Below are 25,060 nucleotides of genomic sequence, written 5' to 3' on the forward strand. Positions count from 1 at the left end.
CGGGCGGCGATTATACGCACTAGTGACAAAAAGAGCATGGTTATTTCACACATTAGTCACATCGCCAACCCGCTTGCCCCTCGACTCCGGGCGTTTGCGACGTCATCATAGCCTATCTGTCCGGCCCGATGGCCGGCAGCGGAGGACAAAATGAATGAGCTTTTAGCAGTAAAACCGGTTCTGGTGCTGGGCAGCGCAATCGGCGAAATCGATCTGGGGCAACAGCGGCAGATTGGCGGCAGTGCATTTAACGTGGCGCGCGCGCTAAGCCGCCTGCAGGTGCCGGTGGTCAATGGCATGCCGGTAGGCAATGGCGAATGGGGCGCGATGATTGAAGCCGCCATGAATGAACTCGGTCTGCCGGTGCTGCTGCGCCACGGCCAGAGGGATAACGGCCTACGTCTTACGCAACTGGAACCTTGCGGCAAGCGCACCTTTGTCAGGGTGCCGGGCTGCGAAACGCAGTGGAACAAGGCCCAGCTCGCCACGCTGCCATTGACGCCTGAAACGCTGATCTACATCCATGGCGACGAACTGACCGGCGAGAGCGGTGAAGCGCTGCGCGACTGGCTGACACGGCTGCCGTTCGACCAATGGCGCTTGATCGATCCCGGCTCGCGGGTTGGCCTGCTGGATGCGGATTTCTTCGCCATGCTCAGCGACAGCGACACGGTACTGACGCTCAATCGCAACCAGGCAACAACGCTGTGTGGCGAAGGCGACGTGCTCACTGCCGCACAACGTTTTGCCGCCGCGCACAATATTACGCTGATATGTCGGCTGGAGGGGGAAGGCGCATGGATTTGCGATGGCCGTAATCCGCCGCTGAACCTTGCCGCCTCTCAGGTCCAGGTTGTGGATACTGCCGGTGCCGGCGACGCCCACTGCGCCGGTCTGTTGGCCGGTCTCTCCGCCAGCTGGCCACTGCCGCAGGCAGTCAGCCTGGCCAACCGCGTGGCCGCCTGCGTAGTGGCAAGCCAGGGCGCAGCAGACGCGCCGAACTGGCAACGGCTGCAACAACGCTTTCCCGAAAGCTGAAGCACAATGGGCGCACCTCTGCGCCCATTCTCTTGCTCTAATGAGCGCGCTCTACCGGCCCGGCGTGCTCCTCCGGCCGGTGCTGATAATGGAAGGTCAGTGCGAAGACCACACCCAACACTAGCGTATACAGCGCGAAAACCAGCCAGATGCTCTGCCAGTCTTTTATGCCGTTGCGGGTAAAGAAATCCACCACCTCGCCGCTGGCGATCGCCCCCAGATAAGCGCCCAGACCATTCACCATCGTCATGAACAGCCCCTGCGCACTGGCGCGGATACGGTGATCGGCCTCTTTCTCTACGAAGATCGCGCCGGAAATATTGAAGAAATCAAAAGCACAGCCATAAACGATCATCGAAAGCAGCAGCAACACGAAACCAAAACCGACCGGGGTACCGTAGGCCAGGAACAGGAAGCGCAACGTCCAGGCTGCCATACTGATCAACATCACCTGTTTAATGCCGTATCTGCGCAGGAAAAACGGAATCGTGAGGATGAAAAACACCTCGGAAATTTGCGACAGCGACAGCAGCACCGCCGGGTATCTGACGCTGAAGCTGTCCTGGTACAGCGGGTTTTGCGCGAAATCGTGCAGGAACGGGTTGCCGAAGGTGTTGGTCACTTGCAGCGCCGCGCCCAGCAGCATGGCAAACAGGAAAAACAACGCCATGCGCCGTTGGCGGAATAATACCAGCGCGTCCAGCCCCAGTACGCTGAACCCGCTTTTTGATTTTTCCGCTTTGCTGGTCGGGCAGTTCGGCAACGTCAGCGAATAGCCGGCCAGCAGCAGCGACACTCCGGAAGCCAGATACAGTTGCATATTGCTGAGTTCAATTTTGCTGAAACCGATCAACCACATCGCCACAATAAAACCCAGAGTGCCGTACACCCGCACCGGCGGGAAATCCTTCACCGTGTCGTAACCGTGCTTCTCCAGACAAAAATAGGCGATGGCGTTGGACAGCGAAATGGTCGGCATATACATCATGGCATTGAACAGCATGACCCAGAACATCACCATCGGCTGCTCAACCTGGGCGGCACAGTACAGCGCGGCCGCACCGAACAGATGGCACAACGCATACAGATAGTTGGCCTTGACCCAGCGATCGGCAATGATGCCCGCCAACCCCGGCATGATCAACGCCGCGATGCCCTTGGCGCTGTACACCATACCCACCTGCATCCCGCTGAAATGCAAGGTGTTAATCATGTAAGATCCCAGCGTGACCAGCCAGGCGCCCCAAATGAAAAACTGCAAAAAAACCATTACCTTCAGTCGCGTTTTTATTGCCATCACCATCACCTTATTATTTTGATTGAAACGATGATTCGCGCGGCAAGGTCCCTGCACCCTGCCGCGAGGTTTACAGCATCACAGCGTTTTGAAGAACTCACGGATCAGGCGCATAAAATCGTCGGCCGCCAGCGCGGCGCAGCTCAGGGTTTGTTCATGGGAAAGCGGCGTATCGGACAGCCCTTCGGCGTAGTTGGTCATTGCCGACACCACCAGCACCTTCAGGCCGCAGTGGCGGGCCGAGAGCACTTCCGGCACGATCGACATGCCGACCACGTCGCACCCCAGCGTCTGCATCATGCGAATTTCCGCCGGGGTTTCGAAGTTAGGCCCGGTGTAGGCGGCAAAGACCCCTTCGGCCAGCGGAATGCCCGCGCGCTCGGCTACCTGCGCCAGTTGGCCGCGCAGTTCGCGGTCATAGGCGTTGGCCAGGCTGAAGAAGCGTGGACCGAAACGCTCATCGTTGTCGCCAACCAGCGGCGATTCAGGCATAAAGTTGATGTGATCGGTAAGTGCCACCAGGCTGCCCGGCGGCACCGACTGGCGCAACGAGCCGGCGGCGTTGGTTGCCAGCAAGAATTCGCAACCCAGCAGTTTGAACGTGCGCACAGCGGTGGTCATCACCTGCATGCCGCGCCCTTCGTAGTAGTGCCCACGGCCTTTCATGCACAATACCGGCACGCCTTCCAGCCAGCCTGCAACCAGTTGCCCGGCGTGGCCCGCAACGCCGCTGACCGGGAACCCAGGCAGCTCAGCGTAGTCGACGATCAGGGTGTCGGTCATCACCTCCGCCAGCGCGCCCAGCCCGGAACCCAGTATCAGCGCGGCGCGCGGCTGGAAGCCCGGCAGGCGGCGGCGGATCGCTTCGGCACAGGAAAAAGCATCTTCTTGATTAAACATAGTATTCTCTTCTGTGGGAGGGTGAAATAATCCCCATAGTAGAGAGCGATGCGCGACGGCGACCAATACATTATTGGCAGCCGATTTATTCCGTTTACCTATAAATTGGTAGCACCAGGAGGCCATCATCAGCATAAAATCGCCCCAGCAACTGCCGGATCCCAGCCGGATTAACTTCCGCCTGCTGCACTATTTCCGCGTCGTGGCGGAGGAAATGAACTTCACCCAGGCGGCGCTACGGCTGAATATTTCGCAACCGCCGCTCAGCAAGCACATTAAAGAACTGGAGAGCCAACTCGGCGTCGCGCTGTTCAAGCGCACCACCCGTTCGATGTCGCTGACGCTGGCCGGCCGCACGCTGTTTCGCAACGTCGAGATGCTGTTGGATCAGGCCGGTCATGCGCTGAATCAGGTGCAACAGTTAGGCCGTGGCGAGGCCGGTCATATGGTGGTCGGTATGGTCGGCACCTCGGTGTGGGGCGGGTTGATCCCAGCGTTGAAGCGCTTTGCCGGGCAAACGGCCAACGTCACCTGGGCGTTGAACGAGCTGACGCCCAGCCAGCAGATCGCCGCGCTGCAAAAGCGTCATATCGATATTGGCGTCTGGCGGGAGGCCAGGGAACAGGCATTGCCGGGGTTGGCCTGCCAGCTGTTGGCGAGGGAGAATATTGCGGTGGTGCTGCCGCTCGATCACCCGCTGGCACAGGCGGAAAGCCTGCCGTTGGCGGCACTGCAGCATGACAAATTCATGGTCCTGCCGCCGCACGAGGCCAGCCTGGGACTGTATTTGCACAACCTGTGCCTGCAGCAAGGTTTCAAACCGGACATCGCCTATCAGGTCAATGAGCCGCAAACCCTGATGGCGCTGGTGGCCGAAGGTTATGGCATCACGCTGTTGCCGGACAGCTACGGCCGCATTCCGTGGCCCGGCGTGCGGTTCTGCCCGCTGCAGCAGGCGCCGTCAGCGGATTTGTACGCCATTTATCATGCCGAGAGCGCCACGCCGGTAGTGCAGGCGTTTCTGGACATGCTGCGTGCGGCCCCTAACGGCACCGCACAGGGCCGGCTTACAGCGCCGGCTGCACCATAAACTGACCGGCGGTACCGCGATCCGCCATCTCCAGCGTCTGGCTGTAGAACAGGAACGGGAAGTGCTCCGAGGTGGACTGATTGAAGTAAACCAGCAGCTCGACGTCGCCGTCGACCCATACGGTGTCCTTCCAGCCACGATCTTCCGCCATCGGCTGCGCGCCATTGACGCGTTTCACCAGGAACTGCACGCCCTGAATGTGGAACGCCTGCGGCGTATCCGCGTGAATGTTCCAGCGCTCCCAGGTGCCCTGCTGCGTTTGCACATCGATGCGGTTCATGTCCCAGATAGCGCCGTTGATCCCTGGCTGGCTGTCGCCCAGACGGAATTCGCGGGTGCGGCTGGCGCTGCCGTCCAGCAGTTGATCCGCCAGCAGGCGCATCGGCAGGTTATCGGTCACCAATGGCAACAGGCCGGTAGGCCTCAGCGTCAGCACCTGGGTGGAGACCAGAATGCTCGAAGGTTCAAACAGGCCGCGCAGGCGATCCATCATGCCCGCCGCTTCACCGGCGGTGATGGTGACCTCATCGCCTTTTGACATATCGACCAGCACTTCACGGCGTTCGCCCGGCGCCAGCGAAAGCTGCTGCACCGCCACCGGCGCAGGCAAGAAACCCTGATCGCTGGCGACAACGTTGAACGGCCGACCGTCGCTCAATTGCAGCATGTAGCGGCGCGAGTTAGAAGCATTAAGCAGGCGCAGGCGCACCCAGCCGCGAGAAACCTCGACGTAAGGATTTTGCACGCCGTTGACCAGCAGCGTGTCACCGATAAAACCGCCCTGCGACGGCGGATCGTATTCCGGCGTACCGAAATTATCCAACCGTTTGTCCTGAATGATCAGCGGGAAGTCGTCAACGCCGTAGTGGTTTGGCAGCGGCAGCGCTTTGCTGACCTCATCCTCAACCAGCCACAGCCCGGTCAGGCCATTGTAAACGTGCGGCGCCATGCGGTTCGGCGTGCTGGCGTGATACCAGCAGGTGGCCGCGCTCTGGCGAATAGGCAACACCGGCGACCAATCGACGTTAGGCGACATCATGCGCGGCGCGCCGCCCATCAGGGTGCCGGGCACCTGCAGGCCGCTGATGGTCATCGCCACCGGCTCCGGCAGACGGTTGCTGTAGATCAGCTTGACGTCGTCCCCGTTATAAACCCGCACTGTCGGCCCAAGATACATGCCGTTAATGCCCCACACCGACGCCTTGCGGTTATCCATAAACGCCCAGTGGGCGCGCTGCAAGGTTAAAAACAGCGGCTGACCGCGGCGGGATTCCAGCAGCGGAGGAATCGGTAATGGCGTCTGCGTTCCGCTCGCCTCAGCCCTCAGCGGCACGGCTCCTGCGCACAGCGCCAAGCCCGATGCCTGAATAAACTGACGTCGACTGAGTGACATATTTTCTCCATGAAAAGCAATGACTAAACCGTGTGCAAAGACCGGGCCCCTGTTAATCAGATTAGCAGGAGCCCAGGCGTTAACGGCATCAAGCGCCGTTTAAAAGTTCATTCTTTGAAGCCGGTGGGAATATTATTTTCCGGCCGCATTGCGCTGAGCGACTTCTTCGTCCAGCTCGGCGATTTTCGCCAACATCAGCTCATGGCAATGGGCCGCCAGCTCACGCACATTTTCTCTGCCGTAATTGCTGATGTCGATCGGCTCGAGTATTTCTACGATCGCATGGCCATTATTCCAACGGTTAAGATTAATTTTACCGGTGGTGGTAGAAACGCAGATCGGCACAATCGGCACCCCGGCGGCGATTGCCGCGTGGAATGCACCGGTTTTAAACGGCATCAGCCCGCGCCCGCGGCTGCGGGTGCCTTCCGGAAACATCCAGATCGAGATATCTTTCTTCTTGAACTGTTCGGCTACCTGAGCAATGGTGCCATGCGCTTTGGCGCGGTTATCCCGATCAATCAGCAGGTTACCGGTCAGCCAATACAGCGGGCCAAAAAAGGGAACCCACAACAGGCTTTTTTTGCCGACGGTCACGGTTCGCGGCTGCACGGCTTTGGCGGCCGTCACCATATCGTAGTTATTCTGGTGGTTAGCGATATAAATGCAGTTGCCGTTTTTGGCGGCCTCGGCCGGTACGCGGACTTCTACTTTCAAACCGAATAACCCGGACAGACGACCAAACAGATGACCGAACGTCGCCACATGGCGGGGATCGCGGGGACGGAATAATAAACAGTAAATAGAACCGAAAATGCACACCAGAAGACAATACAGAGTGGCGAGCACGGCACGTAAAATTAATAACATAACAACCTCATTAGCACACTGCCGACGCAGTCTGAAGCGCTGCGCAGATCCCTTTACTCATTCTTTGATTGCAGAGCCCGAAAACCTCACCTGCATTTTTTTCTATTTTCCCGCCAGCCGACGATACGCACAATAATTTTATGCAGAGAAATGTTAACTATTTGAAAATAATTGCCGGTGGCGGGAAATAAAGCGGGCGCAGCATGCTGCGCCCGTTTGTTATGCCGTCAGCTTACTCTTCGCTGTCGCCCGCAGGCGCACGCGCCGGTGCATCGATTTCTACGCGATCGATACGCTGCAAGCCACGTGGCAATGAGGTGCCTTTACGGCCGCGCTCCGCACGGAATTTCTGCAAGTCTTCCGGACGCAGCGTCAGCTTGCGTTTACCCACATGCAAGGTCACGGAGGTTTGCGGTGGCAGCACGAACAACCATGTCAGCTTGTCTTCGCCGGAAGCGGCCTGCGCCGCCGGGATGGAAACAATCTTGTTGCCCTTGCCCTTCGACAACTGTGGCAGATCGGCAACCGGGAACAGCAACATGCGTCCGGCAGCAGTGATCGACAGCAACATGTCGTCGTCGCCGTGGATCTCCATCGGTGCCAGCGCTTTGGCATTGTCCGGCAGAGTGATCATCGCCTTACCGGCACGGTTGCGCGCCACCAGATCGTTGAAGGTGCAGACAAAACCGTAGCCGGCGTCAGAGGCCATCAACAGTTTCTGATCGTCCGCCGCCATCAGCACTTGCTCAATGGTCGCGCCCGGCGGTGGCGTCAGCTTGCCGGTTAACGGCTCGCCCTGCCCACGCGCCGAAGGCAGCGTCAACGGATCGAGCGCGTAACTGCGCCCGGTGGAGTCGATAAATACCACCGGCTGGTTGGTTTTGCCGCGCGCCGCGCTGCGGTAGCTGTCGCCGGCTTTGTAGCTCAGGCCGCTTGGATCGATATCGTGGCCCTTGGCGCTACGCACCCAGCCCATTTCCGACAGTACGATAGTCACCGGCTCGGACGGCACAAAGTCATGCTCGCTCATCGCCTTGGCTTCCGCACGCTCGGTAATCGGTGAGCGGCGATCGTCGCCATAGGCCTGCGCATCGGCCTGGATCTCTTTCTTGATCAGGGTGTTCAGCTTGCGTTCAGAAGCCAGCAATGCCTGGAGGTGATCGCGTTCTTTGGCCAGTTCATCCTGCTCGCCGCGGATCTTGAACTCTTCCAGCTTCGCCAAATGGCGCAGTTTCAGCTCGAGGATCGCTTCCGCCTGGGTGTCGGAAATGCCGAAACGCTGCATCAGCACCGGCTTGGGTTCGTCCTCGCTGCGGATGATGTGGATCACTTCATCGATATTGAGGAACGCCACCAGCAAACCTTCCAGAATGTGCAGGCGTTTCAGCACTTTTTCCAGACGGTAATTCAGACGGCGGCGCACCGTATCGCGACGGAATGCCAGCCATTCGGTAAGGATTTCCACCAGCCCTTTGACCTGCGGGCGGTTGTCCAGACCGATCATGTTCATATTGATGCGGTAGCTGCGTTCCAGATCGGTCGTGGCGAACAGGTGGTTCATCACCTGGTCCAGATCGATACGGTTGGAGCGCGGCACAATCACCAGCCGCGTAGGATTCTCGTGATCGGATTCGTCACGCAGATCTTCCACCATCGGCAGCTTTTTGGCGCGCATCTGGCTGGCGATCTGCTCCAGCACCTTGGCGCCGGAAACCTGGTGCGGCAAGGCGGTGATCACCGCGCTGCCGTCTTCTTTTTTCCATATGGCGCGCATACGCACCGAACCGCGGCCGTTCTGGTAAATTTTACGGATTTCATCACGCGGCGTAATGATTTCGGCTTCGGTCGGGAAGTCCGGGCCCTGCACGTACTCGAGCAACTCCTCGAGCCCTGCGCCGGGTTTGTCGATCAACGCCACCACGGCGGCGGCCACTTCCCGCACGTTGTGCGGCGGGATGTCGGTCGCCATGCCGACGGCAATGCCGGTGGTGCCGTTCAGCAGGATGTTGGGCAGGCGCGCCGGCAACATCTTCGGCTCCTGCATGGTGCCGTCAAAGTTAGGCACCCAGTCAACGGTGCCCTGGCCCAGTTCGGCCAGCAGCACTTCCGCGTATTTGGACAGGCGGGATTCGGTATAACGCATCGCCGCGAAGGATTTCGGATCGTCCGGCGCGCCCCAGTTCCCCTGGCCGTCTACCAGCGGATAGCGATAAGAGAACGGCTGCGCCATCAGCACCATAGCTTCATAGCAAGCGCTGTCGCCGTGCGGATGGTATTTACCCAGTACGTCACCCACGGTACGGGCGGATTTTTTGAATTTGGCGCTGTTGTTCAGCCCCAGCTCGGACATGGCGTAGATGATGCGCCGTTGTACCGGCTTTAGACCGTCGCCAATGTACGGCAACGCCCGATCCATGATGACGTACATGGAATAGTTCAGATAGGCGTTTTCAGTGAATGTGTGCAGCGGTAAACGCTCTACACCGTCATGAGTCAGATCACTCATTACTCAATTATCCTCAGACCGTGGCTTGGCAATCCCTGGACGACAAAGGGTATAGCTTGTCGATTCTGTCGGCGATAGTAACCCATCAGCAGGGCAGCTGTCACAGTTGGCGCAGCAATCGCCCGGTGAAGCCGGTTCAACCGCCGATTTTATGCAAAAATTCATTACCTGGCGGTGCCTTTATTGACTCAGAGTCAACACTGTTGTGCGCTGGATCCCATTTTTACGGCTATTGCTAACGATTACACTCCCTGTCAACGAAATGCTTTCTGTGCTCAAACGCGGAAAGCCGTACCCATTTTAACTCTGACAGGAGCCGCGAAAATGAGCAACATCCTGATTATCAATGCTAAAAAGCAATTCGGCCATTCCAACGGCGAACTTAACCAAACGCTGAGCGACGTGGCGGAAAGCTTCTTGCGCGACGTGAAACACGATGTGCAGGTCACCGTGGTCGACGACGGCTATGACATCGAAGCCGAAGTGCAGAAATACCTGTGGGCCGACGTGGTGATTTATCAGATGCCGGGCTGGTGGATGGGTGAGCCCTGGATCCTGAAAAAATACATCGATGAAGTGTTCACCGCCGGGCACGGCAGCCTGTACGCCAGCGACGGTCGCACCCGCGCCGACGCCGGCAAGAAATACGGCTCCGGTGGCCTGATCCAGGGCAAGAAATACCTGTTGAGCCTGACCTGGAACGCGCCGCTGGAAGCCTTTACCGATCCGCAGCAGTTCTTCCACGGCGTGGGCGTTGACGGCGTTTACCTGCACTTCCATAAGGCCAATCAGTTCCTGGGCATGGAAGCGCTGCCGACCTTTATCTGTAACGACGTGATTAAACAACCTGATATCGACAGCGATATCGCACGTTATCGCGCGCACCTGGCAGAAATTTTTGCTTAACTAAGGCCGCGTCAGCGTATAAATCCGCATAAATCAATGAGGTTGTGATGATCACCGTAATTGCAGAAATCAAGACCAAACCGGGCCACCGTGAAACGGTGCTGAAAGCGATCGAGAAACTGATCCCGTTGGTGCTGGCGGAAGAGGGTTGCGGCGAATATACGCCGATGATCGACAGCCATACTCAGGCGCCATGGCAGAAACTGTCGCCGGACTCGGTGTTTATGCTGGAAAAATGGGAAAGCCAGGCGCACCTGGAAAAACATCTGGATATCGCTCACATGCACAAGCATCGCGATACCATTAAAGACAGCGTGGTTGGCGTAACCATTCACGTGCTGGGTAACGCGCTGTAATGCCCGGGGCCGCTCTGGCCCCTACAGCGTCTGCGCGTCGATATGCGCGCTGACGTAGTCCAGAAAACAGGTAATACGCGCCGCCAGCTGGGTATTGCGGTAATACACCGCATTAATCGGCTGGCGCACATCCAGCGTGTCCTGCTCCAGCAACTGCACCAACCGCCCGCTGCGCTGATCGTCACGCGTCATGAAATCCGCCAACTGCACTATCCCTTCGCCACGTAACGCCAGTTGCCTTAGCGTTTCGCCGCTGGATGCCGAGAGAGTCGGCGTGATGGCGAAATGCGGCGCCTGAGGGTTGCGCAGCGGCCACAGATTGAGTGATTCCGGTTGGGTAAAGCCGAGCAGGCAGTGGTCGCGCAGCGCTTCCACGCTGTTCGGGGTGCCATAACGTTCAAGGTAATCCGGGCTGGCGAGAATACGCAAACGGCTGGCCCCCAGCAGACGCGCATGAATGGTTGAATCGCGCAATATGCCGATGCGAATGGCGATGTCGGTACGCTTCTCCAGCAGATCGATAATCAGGTTGTCGGTATTCAACTCCAGCTCGATCTGCGGATAACTTTGGCGAAATCCCGCCACCAGCGGCACGATCACGTGTTCCATAAAGGGAGCGGCGGCGTTGACCCGCAATTTGCCGGCCGGGATCAGCCTGCGCAGCGCCATCTGCTCTTCGGCGTTCTCCACCGAACGGATAATGTCGCGCGCATGACCAAGAAAGCTTTGGCCTTCTTCGGTCAGCTCAAGCCGGCGCGTGGTGCGGCGCATCAGGGTGGTGTCGAGTTTCTTTTCCAGGCGACTGAGTGCGCGGCTGATGCCGGACGTGGTTTGGCCGAGCTGTTCAGCGGCGGAGGTAATGGAGCCGCTGTCGACCACGGAGGTAAACGCCAGCAATTCTTCGAGGGTGATTTTCATGCATTCCGCCCAGAGTGGTCGGGTGCGGCCTGCCGCGCCCCTGCGGGAAGAAGGCCCGGCGCAGAAGCCGGGCCTGACAAGAGATCAGACTCAGACGGAAAGATCGGCCATATCGCCTTTGTCCTGCAGCCAGTTACGGCGATCTTCAGAACGTTTCTTGGCCAGCAGCATGTCCATCATCGCCAGCGTCTGGGCCACATCGTCATCGTTCACCGTCAGCTGTACCAGACGACGAGTGTTCGGATCCAGAGTGGTTTCACGCAGTTGCAGCGGGTTCATCTCGCCCAGCCCTTTAAAGCGCTGAACGTTCGGTTTGCCCTTTTTGCGCTTCAACTGTTCCAGCACGCCGGCTTTCTCTTCTTCATCCAGCGCGTAGAACACCTCTTTACCGAGGTCGATGCGATACAGCGGCGGCATTGCCACATACACGTGGCCGCCCTTCACCAGCGAACTGAAATGGCGCACGAACAGCGCGCACAGCAGCGTGGCGATGTGCAAGCCGTCGGAGTCCGCATCCGCCAGGATACAGATTTTGCCGTAACGCAATTGGCTGAGATCTTCGCTGTCCGGATCGATGCCGATCGCCACGGAAATGTCATGCACCTCCTGCGAGGCCAGCACTTCGTCCGAGGACACTTCCCAGGTATTCAGGATCTTGCCCTTCAGCGGCATGATGGCCTGATACTCGCGATCGCGAGCCTGCTTGGCTGAACCGCCCGCCGAGTCCCCTTCCACCAGGAACAGTTCGGTCATGTTCAGATCCTGCGACGTACAGTCCGCCAGTTTACCCGGCAGAGCCGGGCCGCTGGTCAGCTTCTTGCGCACCACTTTCTTGGCGGCGCGCAGACGGCGCTGGGCGCTGGAAATAGCCAGCTCGGCCAGCTGTTCCGCCGCCTGTACGTTCTGGTTCAGCCACAGGCTGAAGGCGTCTTTCACCACGCCGGAAACGAAGGCCGCGCACTGGCGCGACGACAGGCGTTCTTTCGTCTGCCCGGCGAACTGCGGATCCTGCATCTTCACCGACAGCACGTAGGCGCAGCGGTCCCAGATGTCTTCGGCGGACAGCTTCACGCCGCGCGGCAGGATATTACGGAACTCGCAGAATTCGCGCATGGCGTCCAGCAGCCCCTGACGCAGGCCGTTAACGTGGGTGCCGCCCTGCATGGTCGGGATCAGGTTAACGTAGCTTTCCGTCAACAGCTCGCCGCCTTCAGGCAGCCACAACAGTGCCCAATCCACCGCTTCGGTATCGCCGGCGAAGTTGCCGATAAACGGCGCTTCCGGCAGGGTGATCAGGCCGTTGACCGCTTCCATCAGGTAATCGGTCAGACCGTCCTGATAGCACCAGCGCTGCTCGGTGTTGTTCAGCTTGTCGATAAAGTAAATTTCAACGCCGGGGCACAGTACCGCTTTGGCTTTCAGCAGGTGGCTCAGGCGCGAAACCGAGAAGCGCGGGCTGTCGAAGAACTTTTCGTCAGGCCAGAAGTGGATGCTGGTGCCGGTATTGCGTTTGCCGCAGCTGCCGGTCACCGCCAGTTCTTGCACCTTGTCGCCGTTTTCGAAGGCGATGCTGTAGACGTTGCCGTCACGCTTAACGTTGACTTCCACCCGCGTCGACAGGGCGTTAACCACCGAAATCCCCACGCCGTGCAGGCCACCGGAGAACTGGTAGTTCTTATTAGAGAATTTACCGCCCGCGTGCAGACGACACATGATCAACTCAACCGCCGGGACGCCTTCTTCAGGGTGGATATCCACCGGCATACCGCGGCCGTCGTCGATCACTTCCAGTGACTGATCGGCGTGCAGAATCACGTCGATGCGCTTGGCATGGCCTGCCAGGGCTTCATCGACGCTGTTATCGATCACCTCTTGGCCGAGGTGATTTGGGCGCGTCGTGTCGGTATACATGCCGGGACGACGGCGCACTGGTTCCAGACCGCTGAGGACTTCAATGGCATCAGCGTTATAGGTGGATTGAGTCATCGTTGAATTTTTTTCGTGGTTAGAAGGAAGGTGCCTATACCCGTCGTCTTTCAAGCCGCAGGATATAACTCGCTTATTCACACAGCGTTTAGCCCTAAAAAATCCACAATCTGGGGGAAGTAGTGCTCGAAACCGACGAAGGCGTGGTTTCCACCCGACTCCACCGTTTGCCGGCACGCAGTGTAATAGGCCACCGCCTGCCCATAATCGAGAATTTCATCGCCCGTTTGTTGCAGCAACCAGATTAAATCCGGTGACTCCAAGGGATCGATCTGCATCGTTTTCAGATCGTAAACGTGACGTGACTCTAACACATATTGTTGACCGGTGTAGGGGTTCTCGTTTTTGCCAAGGTAGTCAATCAACAGCTCAAACGGCTTCACAGCGGGGTTAACCACTACCGCCGGCAGTGAAAAACACTGCGAAAGCCAGGTGGCGTAGTACCCGCCCAGCGAGGAACCCACTACGCCCAGCGTCTGCCCGGCGCGCTCCATCACCATATTCTCAAGCATCTCGGCGGCATCGGCCGGGAAAACCGGCAATTGCGGCACCAGCATCTCGATGTCCGGGTGGTTCTCAGCCAGCCACGCCTTGAAAGAGGTTGCCTTGGCCGAGAGCGGCGAACTGTTAAAACCGTGCAAATAAAGTAGCGTCGACATCAGTACCCTTCCGAATCCATGTCGGGGCGAAAATCATCGTTTTCCAAGCGGAAAACCTGGGTCTCGACGCGACCGTCCGGCAGCAGATCGAGATAGCGCCAGCCGGGCGAAACGTCGTCGATGGTAAAATTGGTGCAGTGCGGCTTGAATTGCACGCAGGTGGAAGGCGATGCCAGCAAACGGCGGCCCTGCCATTCCAGATCCAGATCCTGGTGAATATGCCCGCACACCACGGTGTTTACGTTCGGGTAGCGCAGCAGCACCGCGCCCAGCATGTGCGGGTTGCGCAAGCTGTGCTGATCGAGCCAGGTGCAACCGGAAGGCAACGGGTGATGGTGCAGCAACAGTAACGTATAACGCTCGGGATGGGCCTGCAGGCAGCGCTCCATCCACTCGAGCTGGTAGTCGCTCAGCTCACCGTGCGGCACGCCAAACACCTGGCTGTCCAGCAGCAACACCTGCCAGTTCTCGCCCAACAGCACATGCTTTGACGGGGCAATGCCAGCGGCGGCCAGCGCATCGACCATCGCCGGCTGAAAATCATGGTTGCCCGGCAGCCAGACACAAGGCGCAGGCAACCGCGCAATACCTTCGGCAAAGTGCCGGTAAGCAGCCAGCGAATGATCCTGAGCCAAGTCGCCGGTGGCGACGACCAGATCAAAATCGCGCTGCTGCGCCATAATGGCGTCCAGCACCGCGTGGTAGCTGCGATAGGTATTGATGCCGAGCAAGGTCTCGTTTTCGCCGGCAAAAAGGTGGGTATCTGTTATTTGCAGAATCCTGACCCTGGCCCCACTTGCCACGGTCAGTTTAAACAGGCTTTCCAAATGGTGTCCTTTGTTATTTCAGTCTACCTAACAAACCGGAACCGCCATTGCTCCATGCGCCAAACAGTAGCGCAACCAATCAGCAAGAAACTGGTTAATTTGATGCTTTTCGTCGCGTTGATGCAACTTTTTATTGGGATAATCATAACGCGCTTTAAAGCGGTAGATCTGCTGACTGGAACACACTTCCGCAACCATCGCGTCATGATACAGCCGAACCGTCATGGCGGGCAGGCTCCAATAGCTGACCGCCGGCGCGGTCTGCTCTATCTGCACCAACGAGGTGTAGCGCGTGGATTCAACAATAGTCAGACGATAGCTGGCGCCGTTCACCTGATAAGTCACCGTTTCGCCCACTTCATCGTTGCGCGGCAGCAAGCGACGCAATTGCGCGAAGTTGGTTTCACACAATCTCATCATTTCCGGGAAATCAGGGGTATAGCGCTGTTTCATTGGTTGGCCCACTCTTTTCTTAACGATTCATGGTGCAACGCCAGCCACTGCAATGCAATCACAGATGCGGCGTTATCAATCGCGCCTTCTTCAACCCAACGGTAAGCCTGTTCGCGGCTGACGACGTGGACACGGATATCTTCATGCTCTTCTTCCAATCCATGGATGCCTTCGGCAGTGGTCGCGTCCACCTCGCCCACCATGATTGACAACCGTTCGCTGGTGCCGCCGGGGCTTGCCAGGTAGCTCAGCACCGGTTTGCAGCGCCCGACCTCGACGCCGGCCTCTTCCTGCGCTTCACGGCGGCATACGTCTTCGACGTTCTCGCCGGTTTCGATCATACCCGCCACCATTTCCAGTAGCCAGGGGGAGCTACTGGTATCGATCGCGGCGATCCGCAGTTGTTCAATCAGCACCACCTCGTCACGCACCGGGTCATAGGGCAGCAGCACCGCCGCGTGACCGCGTTCGAAAATCTCGCGCTTCACCTCTGGGCTCATGTCGCCGTTGAACAAACGATGGCGGAACCGATAGAGATTGAGTGAAAAAAAACCACGGTAAAGCGTCTCACGTGCAATAATTTCTACATCATTTTTATCGAGAGTAACGGGCGACGGCTGTGAGTGGTTCATAAGCGAATTCTCCTGCGTGAGTATGCCGATAAAATAAACAGTTTTGATGACAGAAACGGCGGGGTAATCTTCCGCAGCTTTATGCTAGATTGTGAACCATGATATCAGGTGTAACGTGCTCGGCCAGTTGAACTAAAGTAAACACGGCAGTCTGAAAGGCAAAAGATACGCGAGATGGCACATTCAGCCACCTTATGCGAACAACAGACTCTGCTAGAATCGGCAACTATTTCGTCTATCGTCAGCGCTAACATAGCAATATTGCTGCACAACAAGGAATGCAAATGAAGAAACTGCTCCCCCTTCTTATCGGACTGAGCCTAGGCGGCTTCAGTGCAATGAGCCAGGCAGAGAACCTGCTGCAGGTTTACAAACAGGCCAGGGAAAGTAATCCGGATCTGCGCAAGACTGCCGCTGACCGTGACGCCGCATTCGAAAAAATCAACGAAGCGCGCAGCCCGCTGCTGCCGCAGTTGGGTTTGAGCGCAGGATATAACCGCAGTTATGGTTATCGTGACAGCCGCGACATGAACAGCAACACCACCAGTGGCTCATTAGCGCTGACCCAAACCATTTTCGACATGTCGAAATGGCGCGCGTTGACGCTGCAGGAAAAAACCGCCGGTATTTCCGACGTGACCTTCCAGACCTCGTCGCAACAGCTGATCCTCGACACCGCCACCGCCTATTTCAACGTGCTGAGCGCCATCGACTCGCTGTCCTATACTCAGGCGCAAAAACAGGCGGTTTACCGCACCCTGGATCAAACCACCCAACGCTTTAACGTGGGTCTGGTGGCGATCACCGACGTGCAAAACGCCCGTTCTAACTACGATACCGTGCTGGCGTCCGAAGTGACCGCCCGCAACACTCTGGATAACGCGCTGGAAAAACTGCGCCAGGTAACCGGCACCTTCTACCCGGAACTGGCCTCGTTGAATACCGACAGTTTCAACACCAAACGCCCGGAAGCGGTAAATAACCTGCTGAAAGAAGCCGAAGCGCGCAACCTGAGCCTGCTTTCCGCCCGTCTGAGCCAGGATCTGGCGCGCGAGCAAATCAAATCAGCGCAAACCGGCTATATGCCGACCGTTGATTTCAACGCTTCAACCGCCGTGTCCAACAACAGATACAGCGGTTCAAATAATCTTTCTCAAGACAACGATGCCGGCGAGAACAAAGTAGGGCTGAGCTTCAATCTCCCGCTGTACAGCGGCGGCCAGACCAATTCACAGGTACAACAGGCGCAGTACAACTTCGTCGGCGCCAGTGAGCAACTGGAAAGCGCGCACCGCAGCGTAGTGCAGACCGTGCGTTCGTCATTCAACAACGTGAACGCTTCGATCAGCAGCATCAATGCCTACAAACAGGCCGTGATCTCTGCCCAGAGTTCATTGGATGCAATGGAAGCCGGCTATCAGGTGGGTACCCGTACCATCGTTGACGTGCTGGATGCCACCACCACGCTGTATAACGCCAAGCAGCAGCTCTCCAGCGCGCGTTATACCTATCTGATCAACCAGTTGAACATCAAGTCCGCACTCGGCACGCTGAATGAAAATGACCTGCTGTTACTGAACGGCGCGTTGGGCAAACCGATTTCTACCTCGCAGGATGTGGTAGCACCGCCGACCACCGCGCAAGACGCTTACGCGGAAGGTTATAACGGCAATGCCCCTGCGCCGCAAACGGCTGCACCGGCACCGGTCGCTACCCGCGCATCTGCGCCGGCGATCACCACCACCCAGCCGGCGCGCAGCAACAGCGGTAACCCATTCCGCAACTGATTCGCGCACTGCTGAACACGGGGCCCGGCATCTGCCGAGCCCCGTTTTTTTTGCCGCAACGCCGGTTCTGCCCGCCGCCTCACAGCCAGCACCCCGCCCTGCGGTGGTATCATCGGCGCCACTGCCTTATCTCAGTCCGGATGGGATCCCATGGAGAACACCTCAAGCTGGCAACAGTTGATGGCCGATGGCGCATTGCCGCCCGCACAGCGCCCTGCACCGGCAATCTATGCTTCCTGGCTGCGCTGCCGCAGCCTGATGCAACCCGCCGTGTGGAAAGCGCCGCACTGTGCGCTCGGCGCCACCTTCAACTCTATCTGCCAGCGTAAAAACGATCTGCTGACGCTTGGCCAGGCGGCGCTGGAAGACGCCTGCGAATATATGGAGTCCCGCCGCTGCCTGCTGATGATCCTCGACGAAAGCGGCTGCATGCTATGGCTGTGCGGTGACGCCCTGACGCGTGAACGCCTGCAGCAATTGGGGTTTACCCCCGGCGCCTATTGGGCCGAGGGTGACATTGGCACCAACGCGCCTTCGCTGGCGGCGGCAGAAGGCCACCCGATACAGGTAAGCAGCAGCGAGCATGTACGCCAGGCACTGCATGACTGGTCATTCTGCGCCACGCCGGTTTATGACAACAGCGGCCGCCAGCGCGGCTCGATTGCGCTAGGTTGCCTGCTGGCTGACTCCGCCGCCGGCGATCTGTCACTGACGCTGGCGATAGCACGCGAGATAGGCAACTCGCTGAACGCCGATGGCCTGCTGGCGGAGTCCAACCGTCACCTGAACCAGCTTTACGGTTTGCTTGACGGGGTGGATGACGGCGTGATGGCCTGGGACCATCGCGGCTACCTGCAATACATCAACCAGCGGGCCGCCACCCTGCTGAAGCTGGACGAACAGCAAAGCCAGGGCAAACCCCTGACGCAGTTGCTGACGCTGCCCGCCCTGCTCAACCGGGCCATCGCCCAGCGCCAGCCGCTGCAGCACGTTGAGGTCACCTTCGAAAGCCAGCGGCAGTTTATCGCCGCGCTGCTGACCCTAAAACCGATCTTCGACGGCGAGCGCTGCAGTTTTATCGCCCTGCTGCACCCGATTGAACGGCTGCACCAGTACGTCAGCAGCCAGCTGGGCCGCGTCAGCCACAGCTTTGAACAGATGCCTTCCGCCTCTCTGGAGATGCGCCGACTGATCCGCTATGGCCAGCAGGCGGCGAAGGGCCAGCATCCGATCCTGCTGTGCGGCGAAGAAGGGGTCGGCAAGGAGTTGCTCAGCCAGGCGATCCACAACGCCAGCGAACGCGCCGCCGGGCCGTATATCGCGCTCAACTGCCAGTTGCTGCCGGAAGCGCAGGGGCTGCGCGAACTGCTGGGTAGCGACGCCAGCGAGGAGGAAGCGGGCCAGCTCAGCAAGTTTGAACTGGCCAACGGCGGCACCTTGTACCTGGAGCAGATTGAGTATTTACCGGCGGAAATGCAGTCGGCACTGCTGCAGGTGCTGAAAACCGGCGTGGTGATGCGGCTTAATTCCAACCGGGTGATCCCGGTCGATGTGCGGGTGATCGCCGGCAGCGCCGCCAATCTGCCGCTGTTGGTGCAGCAGAACCGCTTCCGCCGCCAGCTGTTTTACAGCCTGCAAGCGTTCGAGATCCAGATCCCGGCGCTGCGCCAGCGGCTGAGCGACATTCCGCTGTTGGTAAAGCACCACCTGCGTGCGCTGGAACAGCATTTCCAGTGTCGGTTCCGGGTCGATGATGAAGTCATGGCCCAGCTTGGCCTGTATCTGTGGCCCGGCAACGATCTGGAGCTGAAAGGCGTGGTGGAACGCACGGCGATGATTTGCCACGGCCACCATCTCCAGTTGGCGGACTTGCCCGAACACTTGCTCAGCCACCAGCCGCTGCTGGAAAGCGAACCGCAGCCGGGTATGCCGCTGCTGACGCTGGCGGAAATGGAACGCCAGGCGATCATTCGCGCGGCCAACGTCAGCCGCGGGCAACTCAACGAAATGGCGCAGCTGTTGGGCATCGGCCGCACCACGCTGTGGAGAAAAATCAAACAATATCAAATTGATATCCGGCAGTTTAAGCTACGCGCCTGATACCCGCACTCAATGGCTGAGCTGCAATACCCCGCGCGCCGCGTCCAGCATCGCTTTCTGGCCGCTGCGGGTCTTGCTCATACAGTCGTTCATGCCGACCACCATCGGGATGCCCATCGCTTTCGCCAGGATCGCGCTGTGCGACAGCGCATTGCCGCCGCTCAGACAGATGCCGAGCACCAGGCGACGATCGAGCATCACCACGTCGGAAGGCATCAGTTCATCCATCACCAGTATCGAGGGCGCAGTCAGCGTAATCGGCAGCAACGGCTGCTGTTGCAAATGGCTCAGTGTACGGCGCAGCATGTCCCGCACGTCCAGTTCGCGCGCCCGCATGTACTCATCGTCCAACGCGCGATAATCCTCGATGATCACTTCCATTTCCTGCCGCCAGGCCTGCTCGGCACTGCATTGTTGCTGAGCAATGCGCGTATAGGCCGCCTGTTGCAGATCCGGATCGTCCAGCAGCATGCTGTGCGCGCCGAAAATCGCCGCCTGCGGTTTGCCAATCAGCGTGCCGGTACGCTCCGCCAGCCGACCAAGATCGCCCAGGGTATGTTGCAGCGCCTCACGCAGCCGCTGCTGTTCGGTCAGCACGTCGTCCGCGCCAATCGGGCGCTCGGTCACCGTCGGCCAGAAGCTAAGTGCCTGCAATACCGGGCCGCTGGTTACGCTTTCCGCCACCGGGATGCCGTGCAGCGAGGGCAGTTGCTGCTCTGATACCGTTTCACCAAAGTGCTGTTCCGCCAGTGTCCTGAACGCCGCCAGCGCCTGCTCAGCCTGTGGGCCGTCGGCAATCAACCGAACGGTGTCGCCGTGCCGCACCTGCAGCAACGCCAGTTGATTCAGGCTACGCGGATTGGCGCATTGCCCCTGTTTTTCCAACACCAGCTCGGTGTCGAAGGGCGCCAGCGTTTCCGCCAGCCGCGCCGCCGGGCGGGCGTGCAACCCATGCGGGTTCTGCACCGTCCAACTGACGCTCTTGCCGTGGGTCAGCGGCAATTCAACGCTTTTTACCGCAGGCGCGGCTTCCCCCAACTGCACCTGTTTGGCCAGCAGAGCGCCCTGCGCTTCCGCCAGAACCTGTTCCAGCCCGGCGCCGGAATTGGCGGCGACCACTGCGGCCAGCGTCCCTTCCACCAGCGGTGCCGAACACAGCCGCACTTTGGCGGCCAACTGCGGATCCAGCAGGTCGAGCGCCGTTTCGGCACTCAGCAACGCACTGCCCAAATCCATCAGCACCAGGATGCCCGCACCGTCCGCCACCGACTCAATGGCCTCCATGACTTTGATCGCATCGGTGCCTATCGGATGCTCGGCGTCATCGACGCCCGCCGCCAGCACCAGTTTGCAGCCGTCGCCACGCATCATCTGCCGCGCCAGCTCTTCAACCCCGCGCGCCAGCTGCGCGCTGTGGGAAACTACAACGATATTGATCATCTCGCCTCCTGCTAGTGGCCGGCGACCTCGGCCAGCGTTTTTATCATCAGCATCACCGAGGTGGCGCCCGGATCCTGATGACCGATGCTGCGCTCACCCAGGTAGCTGGCCCGCCCTTTACGCGCTTGCAGAGTAATGGTGCCCTCCACCGCCTGTTCCGCCCGCTCACTGGCGCGCTGCAAGGCCTCCGCCATGCTCAACTGCTGCTGCGCCGACTGGCCGAGGCTTTCCACCACCGGCCACCAGACGTCGCACATGGTTTTGTCGCCCGGCTCCGCCTTGCCACGCATCACCACGCCCTCTACGCCCTCTTGCATCAACTGATGCAGCTCCGCCAGATCCAGACTCTGCTTGGCATTGGCCGCCTGTGCCGCGCGAATAAAGAAAGTGCCGAACAGCGGGCCGCTGGCTCCGCCAACGCTCGACAGCAGCGTCATACCGGTGTTTTTAAGGATAAAACCGATGTCTTTATCCGCCACCGACGGCAGCTTCTCCACCACCTTGTTGAAGCCGCGGTTCATGTTCAGACCGTGGTCGGCATCGCCGATTTCGGTATCCAGCCGGGTCAAAAAGTCACGTTGCTGGGTAAACACCTCACCGCAACGCATCAGCCAGTCCACGACCTGTTGTTTCGTTAATGCCATAAATCCTCCTCAGCAACCCCAACGCAGCGCAGGGGTTTTCACCGGCGCATCCCACAATGCCAACAGCTCGTCATCCACCTTCAGCAAGGTGATCGATACCCCCTGCATGTCCAGCGAGGTGCAATAGGAACCCACCAGACTGCGTTCAACGATCATGCCCGCCTCGGCGCAACGCTCCGCCAGCCGGTGATAAACGCCGTACAGCTCGGAAAGCGGCGTCGCACCCAGATTGTTCACCAGCACAATCACCCGGTCACCGCGCGTCAGCGGCTGCTTGGTCTGCACTTCATCGCGCCATTCACCCTGCCGGCGATCCCAGGCACGAATGGTGCGCTGGTAATGCCCATGTTCGATCAGGGTATGGAACATGTCATCCACCGCCGCGTTGAGGCCGGTGAACGGACGCCGCGCAATGCCCGGCTCGCCGTGAATACCGACGCCGAACTCCATCTCGTTTTCCGCCAATACAAACGAAGGTTTGCCGGCTGCGGGCACGGTACAGGCGCCCAGCGCGATGCCAATCGAATGCCCTTGATTGTTGATCCTATGGCCCAGCGTCACCACGGTGTCCAGATCGTCGCCACGCGCCGTCGCTGCACCAAGCAGTTTTTCCATCAGTACGGTATTCGCTACCCCACGCCGGCCGGCGGTGAACAGGCTGTCTTTGACCGCCACGTCATCGTCCACCAGCACCGTCGCCACCTGGGTGCCGCTGTCATGCAGCAGTTCGGTGGCAGTTTCGAAGTTCAACACGTCGCCGGTGTAGTTTTTGATCAGCAACAAGACCCCGGCCCCACCGTCGATTGCCTGGCCGCACTCGTACATTTTATCCGGCGTCGGCGAGGTAAAAATCTCGCCGGGGCAGGCGCCGTCGAGCATGCCTTCGCCGACAAAGCCACAGTGCATAGGCTCGTGGCCGCTGCCGCCGCCGGACAGGATAGCCACCTTGCCCGCTACCGGCGCGTCGGCGCGGGTCACGAACACCGGCTCCTGATGCACCAGCAGTTCGGGGTGCGCTTCCGCCAACCCCAGCAGTTGCTCTTCCAGTACCGACTCAACCTTATTGATCAGTTTTTTCACGGTCATTTCCTCGTTTAGCCAATGGGGCGCAGCCTGCTGCGCCCCTGCGGTATCAGCGTTGGTGTTGTTGCAGCCAGGCGCTGCCCAGCCGGTCTGCCGTCAAGATTGCGGCCTGCACGCTGGCCGGCGTCACCTTGAACGGCATGTTGTGGATGGTTTCGCCGGCGGCGCAGCTGGCTTCGGCAACCGCCATGATTTTCTCTGCCGCATCGCCGCTAACGCCCATCTCGGCCAGCGTGACAGGCAGGCCGATGCGGTGGCAGAAATCCAGCACCGTTTCGATCTGCGCCATGCTGCTGTTTTGCAGTACCAGTTGCGATAGCGTGCCGAAAGCCACTTTCTCGCCGTGATACAGGTGATGACACTCTTCCAGCACGGTGAAACCGTTGTGAATAGCATGCGCCGCCGCCAGCCCGCTGCTTTCAAAACCAATGCCGCTCAGATAGGTATTGGCCTCGATAATGCGCTCGACCGCTTCCGTCACCACGCCGGCCTCAACCGCCAGTTTGGCTTTGACGCCTTCTGCCAGCAGCGTCTCATAGCACAGTCGCGCCAGGCTGAGCGCCGCCAGCGTCGATTTGCCGCCCGCCATGCTGGTTGCCTGAGCGTCGAAACAGGCCTGTGCCTCAAAATAGGTGGAAAGCGCATCGCCCATTCCCGCGACCAACAGGCGCACCGGCGCCTTGGCGATAATCGCGCTGTCCATCACCACCATGTCCGGGTTGCGCGGGTAGATCAGGTACTCGGCAAATTCGCCCTGTTCGGTGTAGATCACTGACAGCGCGCTGGTCGGCGCATCGGTGGAAGCAATGGTGGGGATTAACACCACCGGCAATTGCTGGTAGTGCGCGATGGCTTTGGCGGTATCGAGGGTTTTGCCGCCGCCGACGCCAATCACGCCGCGACAGCCATGGGCCTTCAGTTCGCGCCCCAACCGGTCGATTTCCTTATGGCAGCATTCGCCGTTGAACAGGCAGGCGTGATGTTTCACTCCGTGCTGTTGCAGGCTGCCCATCAGGGTATCGCCCGCCAGCTTCATGACGAAGTCGTCGGCAATCACGAAATAATGGTCGGCAAGCGCTTTCGCGTATTGGCCCACGGCGACCAGTGCATTGGCGCCCTGAATGTACTTGCCTGGAGACTGGATGATTCTCAACATAACCGGATCCTTGTAGGGAAATTGACGATGGTAACGTTCAGATATCAGGTGATGATGCGTCCGGTCTGTGCCGTCGCGTTGTTATGCACTGACTATAGGGCTAACGGAGAGCTTTGCGACAGACCGCGTTTTTGTTCCATTATGGAACATAACAACCTCCACGCCGTTTCATAATGAAACTCTGCCGCCGCTTTTCCAGCCGGTAAAGCGAGCTGGCGCACAGCCTAACGTATAACTGCGTAAAGAGTGGATTCTACGGGCGTTTCAGCTTTAATTTTGACCATCTTTCCCCTATTCTTACCGCCACTACTGGGAAAGGGCGAAAACAGCCCGACTGATGGGATTAATAACGATGAAACGGACAAAAAACATCAACCAAGAGACGTTCCGCAAATCCTGGCGCACCTATCGCGTTGCGCCCGTAGCCTTGGCAATCAGCGGAGTCTTTATGCTGGCCGGCTGTGAAAAAGCGGATGAAACGGTCTCGATGTATCAAAATGCCGACGAGTGTTCGCGCACTAACCCTTCCATGAGCGAGCAGTGCACCACTGCCTATAACAACGCCCTGAAAGAAGCCGAAAAAACCGCGCCTAAATACGCCACCCGTGAAGACTGCGTCGCCGAGTTCGGTGAAGCGCAGTGTACTCAGGCCCCCGCTCCGGCGCAGGCCGGCATGGCGGCTGAATCGCAAAGCAGCGGCAGCTTCTGGATGCCACTGATGGCAGGTTACATGATGGGCCGCATGATGGGCGGCTCCGGCTTTGCCCAACAGCCGCTGTTCACCTCCAAAAACGCCGCCAGCCCGGCCAACGGCAAGTTCGTTGACGCCACCGGCAAGAGCTACGGCCCGGCCACCGCAGGCGGCCGCACCATGACGGTGCCGAAAACCGCGATGGCGCCAAAACCGGCGGTCACCAACACCGTTACCCGCGGTGGCTTTGGCGAATCCGTGGCCAAGCAGACCAGCATGCAGCGCAGCAGCGCGACCTCCGGCAGCTCACGCAGCATGGGCGGTTAAG

22 protein-coding genes are annotated in these 25,060 nt (G+C 59.0%); 7 read left to right on the forward strand and 15 right to left on the reverse strand.

The genetic code is table 11. The features are described 5' to 3' along the window. Positions 1–150 precede the first annotated feature (150 nt). Positions 151–1,038: a PfkB family carbohydrate kinase gene (locus SPL01S_RS14670; RefSeq protein ID WP_063200842.1), complete on the forward strand. Its 888-nt coding sequence runs from the start codon at positions 151–153 to the stop codon at positions 1,036–1,038. Positions 1,039–1,075: 37 nt separating this feature from the next. Here SPL01S_RS14670 and SPL01S_RS14675 read toward each other — a convergent pair whose 3' ends face one another. Both SPL01S_RS14675 and xapA read right to left on the reverse strand, forming a co-directional pair. After that, positions 1,076–2,335, reverse strand: a complete 1,260-nt coding sequence (locus tag SPL01S_RS14675; RefSeq protein ID WP_063200845.1) for a nucleoside permease — start codon at positions 2,333–2,335, stop codon at positions 1,076–1,078. A gap of 78 nt (positions 2,336–2,413) precedes the next feature. Beyond that, positions 2,414–3,235 (reverse strand): xanthosine phosphorylase, encoded by an 822-nt coding sequence (gene xapA, locus SPL01S_RS14680; protein WP_063200849.1) that lies wholly within the window; start codon positions 3,233–3,235, stop codon positions 2,414–2,416. A gap of 133 nt (positions 3,236–3,368) precedes the next feature. Here xapA and SPL01S_RS14685 point away from each other — a divergent pair, with 133 nt between their 5' ends. Beyond that, complete coding sequence (locus SPL01S_RS14685) at positions 3,369–4,325, forward strand: LysR family transcriptional regulator (RefSeq protein ID WP_111738522.1); 957 nt, start codon at positions 3,369–3,371, stop codon at positions 4,323–4,325. Here the strand turns inward: SPL01S_RS14685 and ftsP are convergent. The 3 genes from ftsP to parC form a co-directional block, all read right to left on the reverse strand. Continuing rightward, positions 4,303–5,718, reverse strand: a complete 1,416-nt coding sequence (ftsP, locus tag SPL01S_RS14690; protein WP_062868767.1) for a cell division protein FtsP — start codon at positions 5,716–5,718, stop codon at positions 4,303–4,305. The genes SPL01S_RS14685 and ftsP overlap by 23 nt on opposite strands. 132 nt (positions 5,719–5,850) lie before the next feature. Then, positions 5,851–6,588: a 1-acylglycerol-3-phosphate O-acyltransferase gene (locus SPL01S_RS14695; RefSeq protein ID WP_063200855.1), complete on the reverse strand. Its 738-nt coding sequence runs from the start codon at positions 6,586–6,588 to the stop codon at positions 5,851–5,853. 232 nt (positions 6,589–6,820) lie between these two features. Next, complete coding sequence (gene parC / locus SPL01S_RS14700; RefSeq protein WP_062868771.1) at positions 6,821–9,094, reverse strand: DNA topoisomerase IV subunit A; 2,274 nt, start codon at positions 9,092–9,094, stop codon at positions 6,821–6,823. 324 nt (positions 9,095–9,418) lie between these two features. Here parC and SPL01S_RS14705 point away from each other — a divergent pair, with 324 nt between their 5' ends. Continuing rightward, positions 9,419–10,000: an NAD(P)H-dependent oxidoreductase gene (locus SPL01S_RS14705; RefSeq protein WP_004948269.1), complete on the forward strand. Its 582-nt coding sequence runs from the start codon at positions 9,419–9,421 to the stop codon at positions 9,998–10,000. A gap of 47 nt (positions 10,001–10,047) precedes the next feature. Beyond that, positions 10,048–10,356, forward strand: a complete 309-nt coding sequence (locus SPL01S_RS14710) for a putative quinol monooxygenase (protein ID WP_004948272.1) — start codon at positions 10,048–10,050, stop codon at positions 10,354–10,356. 21 nt (positions 10,357–10,377) lie between these two features. Here SPL01S_RS14710 and SPL01S_RS14715 read toward each other — a convergent pair whose 3' ends face one another. The 6 genes from SPL01S_RS14715 to nudF all read right to left on the reverse strand — a co-directional run bounded on the left by SPL01S_RS14715 (position 10,378) and on the right by nudF (position 15,831). Beyond that, positions 10,378–11,274 carry a LysR substrate-binding domain-containing protein gene (locus SPL01S_RS14715; protein WP_013814614.1) on the reverse strand — a complete coding sequence of 299 codons (897 nt, stop codon included), beginning with the start codon at positions 11,272–11,274 and terminating at the stop codon, positions 10,378–10,380. A gap of 90 nt (positions 11,275–11,364) precedes the next feature. Continuing rightward, on the reverse strand, positions 11,365–13,260 hold the full coding sequence (gene parE, locus SPL01S_RS14720; RefSeq protein ID WP_062868773.1) for a DNA topoisomerase IV subunit B: 1,896 nt from the start codon (positions 13,258–13,260) through the stop codon (positions 11,365–11,367). Positions 13,261–13,337: 77 nt separating this feature from the next. After that, positions 13,338–13,919 carry an esterase YqiA gene (gene yqiA, locus SPL01S_RS14725; protein WP_004948280.1) on the reverse strand — a complete coding sequence of 194 codons (582 nt, stop codon included), beginning with the start codon at positions 13,917–13,919 and terminating at the stop codon, positions 13,338–13,340. Then, the gene (gene cpdA, locus SPL01S_RS25280) at positions 13,919–14,746 is read right to left on the reverse strand and encodes a 3',5'-cyclic-AMP phosphodiesterase (protein WP_062868777.1); all 828 of its coding nucleotides are present in this window, start codon (positions 14,744–14,746) and stop codon (positions 13,919–13,921) included. The genes yqiA and cpdA overlap by 1 nt, the downstream gene beginning before the upstream one ends. 27 nt (positions 14,747–14,773) lie before the next feature. Beyond that, positions 14,774–15,199, reverse strand: coding sequence for a DUF1249 family protein (locus SPL01S_RS25285; protein WP_004948286.1), 426 nt, complete (start codon positions 15,197–15,199; stop codon positions 14,774–14,776). After that, entirely contained in the window at positions 15,196–15,831 is a 636-nt protein-coding gene (nudF, locus tag SPL01S_RS14740; protein ID WP_062868779.1) for an ADP-ribose diphosphatase, read from the reverse strand. The genes SPL01S_RS25285 and nudF overlap by 4 nt, the downstream gene beginning before the upstream one ends. Positions 15,832–16,115: 284 nt before the next feature. Here nudF and tolC point away from each other — a divergent pair, with 284 nt between their 5' ends. Both tolC and dhaR read left to right on the forward strand, forming a co-directional pair. After that, positions 16,116–17,618, forward strand: a complete 1,503-nt coding sequence (gene tolC, locus SPL01S_RS14745) for an outer membrane channel protein TolC (RefSeq protein ID WP_063200859.1) — start codon at positions 16,116–16,118, stop codon at positions 17,616–17,618. 150 nt (positions 17,619–17,768) lie between these two features. Next, a complete protein-coding gene (gene dhaR, locus SPL01S_RS14750) occupies positions 17,769–19,718 on the forward strand; it encodes a dihydroxyacetone kinase operon transcriptional regulator DhaR (protein ID WP_063200862.1) in 1,950 nt (649 codons plus the stop codon). Positions 19,719–19,727: 9 nt separating this feature from the next. On the opposite strand, the gene dhaM is transcribed toward dhaR, so the two are convergent. Genes dhaM through SPL01S_RS14770 form a run of 4 tightly spaced genes read right to left on the reverse strand, consistent with a single transcriptional unit; the run spans position 19,728 to position 24,041 of the window. Continuing rightward, complete coding sequence (gene dhaM, locus SPL01S_RS14755) at positions 19,728–21,158, reverse strand: dihydroxyacetone kinase phosphoryl donor subunit DhaM (protein ID WP_063200866.1); 1,431 nt, start codon at positions 21,156–21,158, stop codon at positions 19,728–19,730. 11 nt (positions 21,159–21,169) lie between these two features. Continuing rightward, positions 21,170–21,802, reverse strand: a complete 633-nt coding sequence (gene dhaL, locus SPL01S_RS14760) for a dihydroxyacetone kinase subunit DhaL (protein WP_004948299.1) — start codon at positions 21,800–21,802, stop codon at positions 21,170–21,172. A gap of 9 nt (positions 21,803–21,811) precedes the next feature. Further along, complete coding sequence (gene dhaK, locus SPL01S_RS14765) at positions 21,812–22,882, reverse strand: dihydroxyacetone kinase subunit DhaK (protein ID WP_041417396.1); 1,071 nt, start codon at positions 22,880–22,882, stop codon at positions 21,812–21,814. A 52-nt stretch (positions 22,883–22,934) separates the two neighbouring features. Continuing rightward, positions 22,935–24,041, reverse strand: coding sequence for a glycerol dehydrogenase (locus SPL01S_RS14770; RefSeq protein WP_063200869.1), 1,107 nt, complete (start codon positions 24,039–24,041; stop codon positions 22,935–22,937). Positions 24,042–24,393: 352 nt separating this feature from the next. Between SPL01S_RS14770 and SPL01S_RS14775 the strand changes: the two genes are divergently transcribed. Beyond that, positions 24,394–25,059 carry a DUF1190 family protein gene (locus SPL01S_RS14775; RefSeq protein WP_004948305.1) on the forward strand — a complete coding sequence of 222 codons (666 nt, stop codon included), beginning with the start codon at positions 24,394–24,396 and terminating at the stop codon, positions 25,057–25,059. The last annotated feature ends 1 nt before the right edge of the window (position 25,060 follow it).

The organism is Serratia plymuthica NBRC 102599 (genome assembly GCF_001590925.1).
Classification (GTDB): Bacteria; Pseudomonadota; Gammaproteobacteria; order Enterobacterales; family Enterobacteriaceae; genus Serratia; species Serratia plymuthica.

Excerpts from the sequence above, each read along its gene's own strand:
- dhaM (WP_063200866.1), bottom strand. The coding sequence starts at position 21,158 with ATGATCAATATCGTTGTAGTTTCCCACAGCGCGCAGCTGGCGCGCGGG.
- dhaL (WP_004948299.1), bottom strand. The coding sequence starts at position 21,802 with ATGGCATTAACGAAACAACAGGTCGTGGACTGGCTGATGCGTTGCGGT.
- dhaR (WP_063200862.1), top strand. The coding sequence starts at position 17,769 with ATGGAGAACACCTCAAGCTGGCAACAGTTGATGGCCGATGGCGCATTG.
- xapA (WP_063200849.1), bottom strand. The coding sequence starts at position 3,235 with ATGTTTAATCAAGAAGATGCTTTTTCCTGTGCCGAAGCGATCCGCCGC.
- SPL01S_RS14695 (WP_063200855.1), bottom strand. The coding sequence starts at position 6,588 with ATGTTATTAATTTTACGTGCCGTGCTCGCCACTCTGTATTGTCTTCTG.
- SPL01S_RS14670 (WP_063200842.1), top strand. The coding sequence starts at position 151 with ATGAATGAGCTTTTAGCAGTAAAACCGGTTCTGGTGCTGGGCAGCGCA.
- SPL01S_RS14775 (WP_004948305.1), top strand. The coding sequence starts at position 24,394 with ATGAAACGGACAAAAAACATCAACCAAGAGACGTTCCGCAAATCCTGG.
- SPL01S_RS25285 (WP_004948286.1), bottom strand. The coding sequence starts at position 15,199 with ATGAAACAGCGCTATACCCCTGATTTCCCGGAAATGATGAGATTGTGT.
- SPL01S_RS14770 (WP_063200869.1), bottom strand. The coding sequence starts at position 24,041 with ATGTTGAGAATCATCCAGTCTCCAGGCAAGTACATTCAGGGCGCCAAT.
- tolC (WP_063200859.1), top strand. The coding sequence starts at position 16,116 with ATGAAGAAACTGCTCCCCCTTCTTATCGGACTGAGCCTAGGCGGCTTC.
- ftsP (WP_062868767.1), bottom strand. The coding sequence starts at position 5,718 with ATGTCACTCAGTCGACGTCAGTTTATTCAGGCATCGGGCTTGGCGCTG.
- SPL01S_RS14715 (WP_013814614.1), bottom strand. The coding sequence starts at position 11,274 with ATGAAAATCACCCTCGAAGAATTGCTGGCGTTTACCTCCGTGGTCGAC.
- SPL01S_RS14710 (WP_004948272.1), top strand. The coding sequence starts at position 10,048 with ATGATCACCGTAATTGCAGAAATCAAGACCAAACCGGGCCACCGTGAA.
- SPL01S_RS14705 (WP_004948269.1), top strand. The coding sequence starts at position 9,419 with ATGAGCAACATCCTGATTATCAATGCTAAAAAGCAATTCGGCCATTCC.
- nudF (WP_062868779.1), bottom strand. The coding sequence starts at position 15,831 with ATGAACCACTCACAGCCGTCGCCCGTTACTCTCGATAAAAATGATGTA.
- yqiA (WP_004948280.1), bottom strand. The coding sequence starts at position 13,919 with ATGTCGACGCTACTTTATTTGCACGGTTTTAACAGTTCGCCGCTCTCG.
- parC (WP_062868771.1), bottom strand. The coding sequence starts at position 9,094 with ATGAGTGATCTGACTCATGACGGTGTAGAGCGTTTACCGCTGCACACA.
- SPL01S_RS14675 (WP_063200845.1), bottom strand. The coding sequence starts at position 2,335 with ATGGCAATAAAAACGCGACTGAAGGTAATGGTTTTTTTGCAGTTTTTC.
- parE (WP_062868773.1), bottom strand. The coding sequence starts at position 13,260 with ATGACTCAATCCACCTATAACGCTGATGCCATTGAAGTCCTCAGCGGT.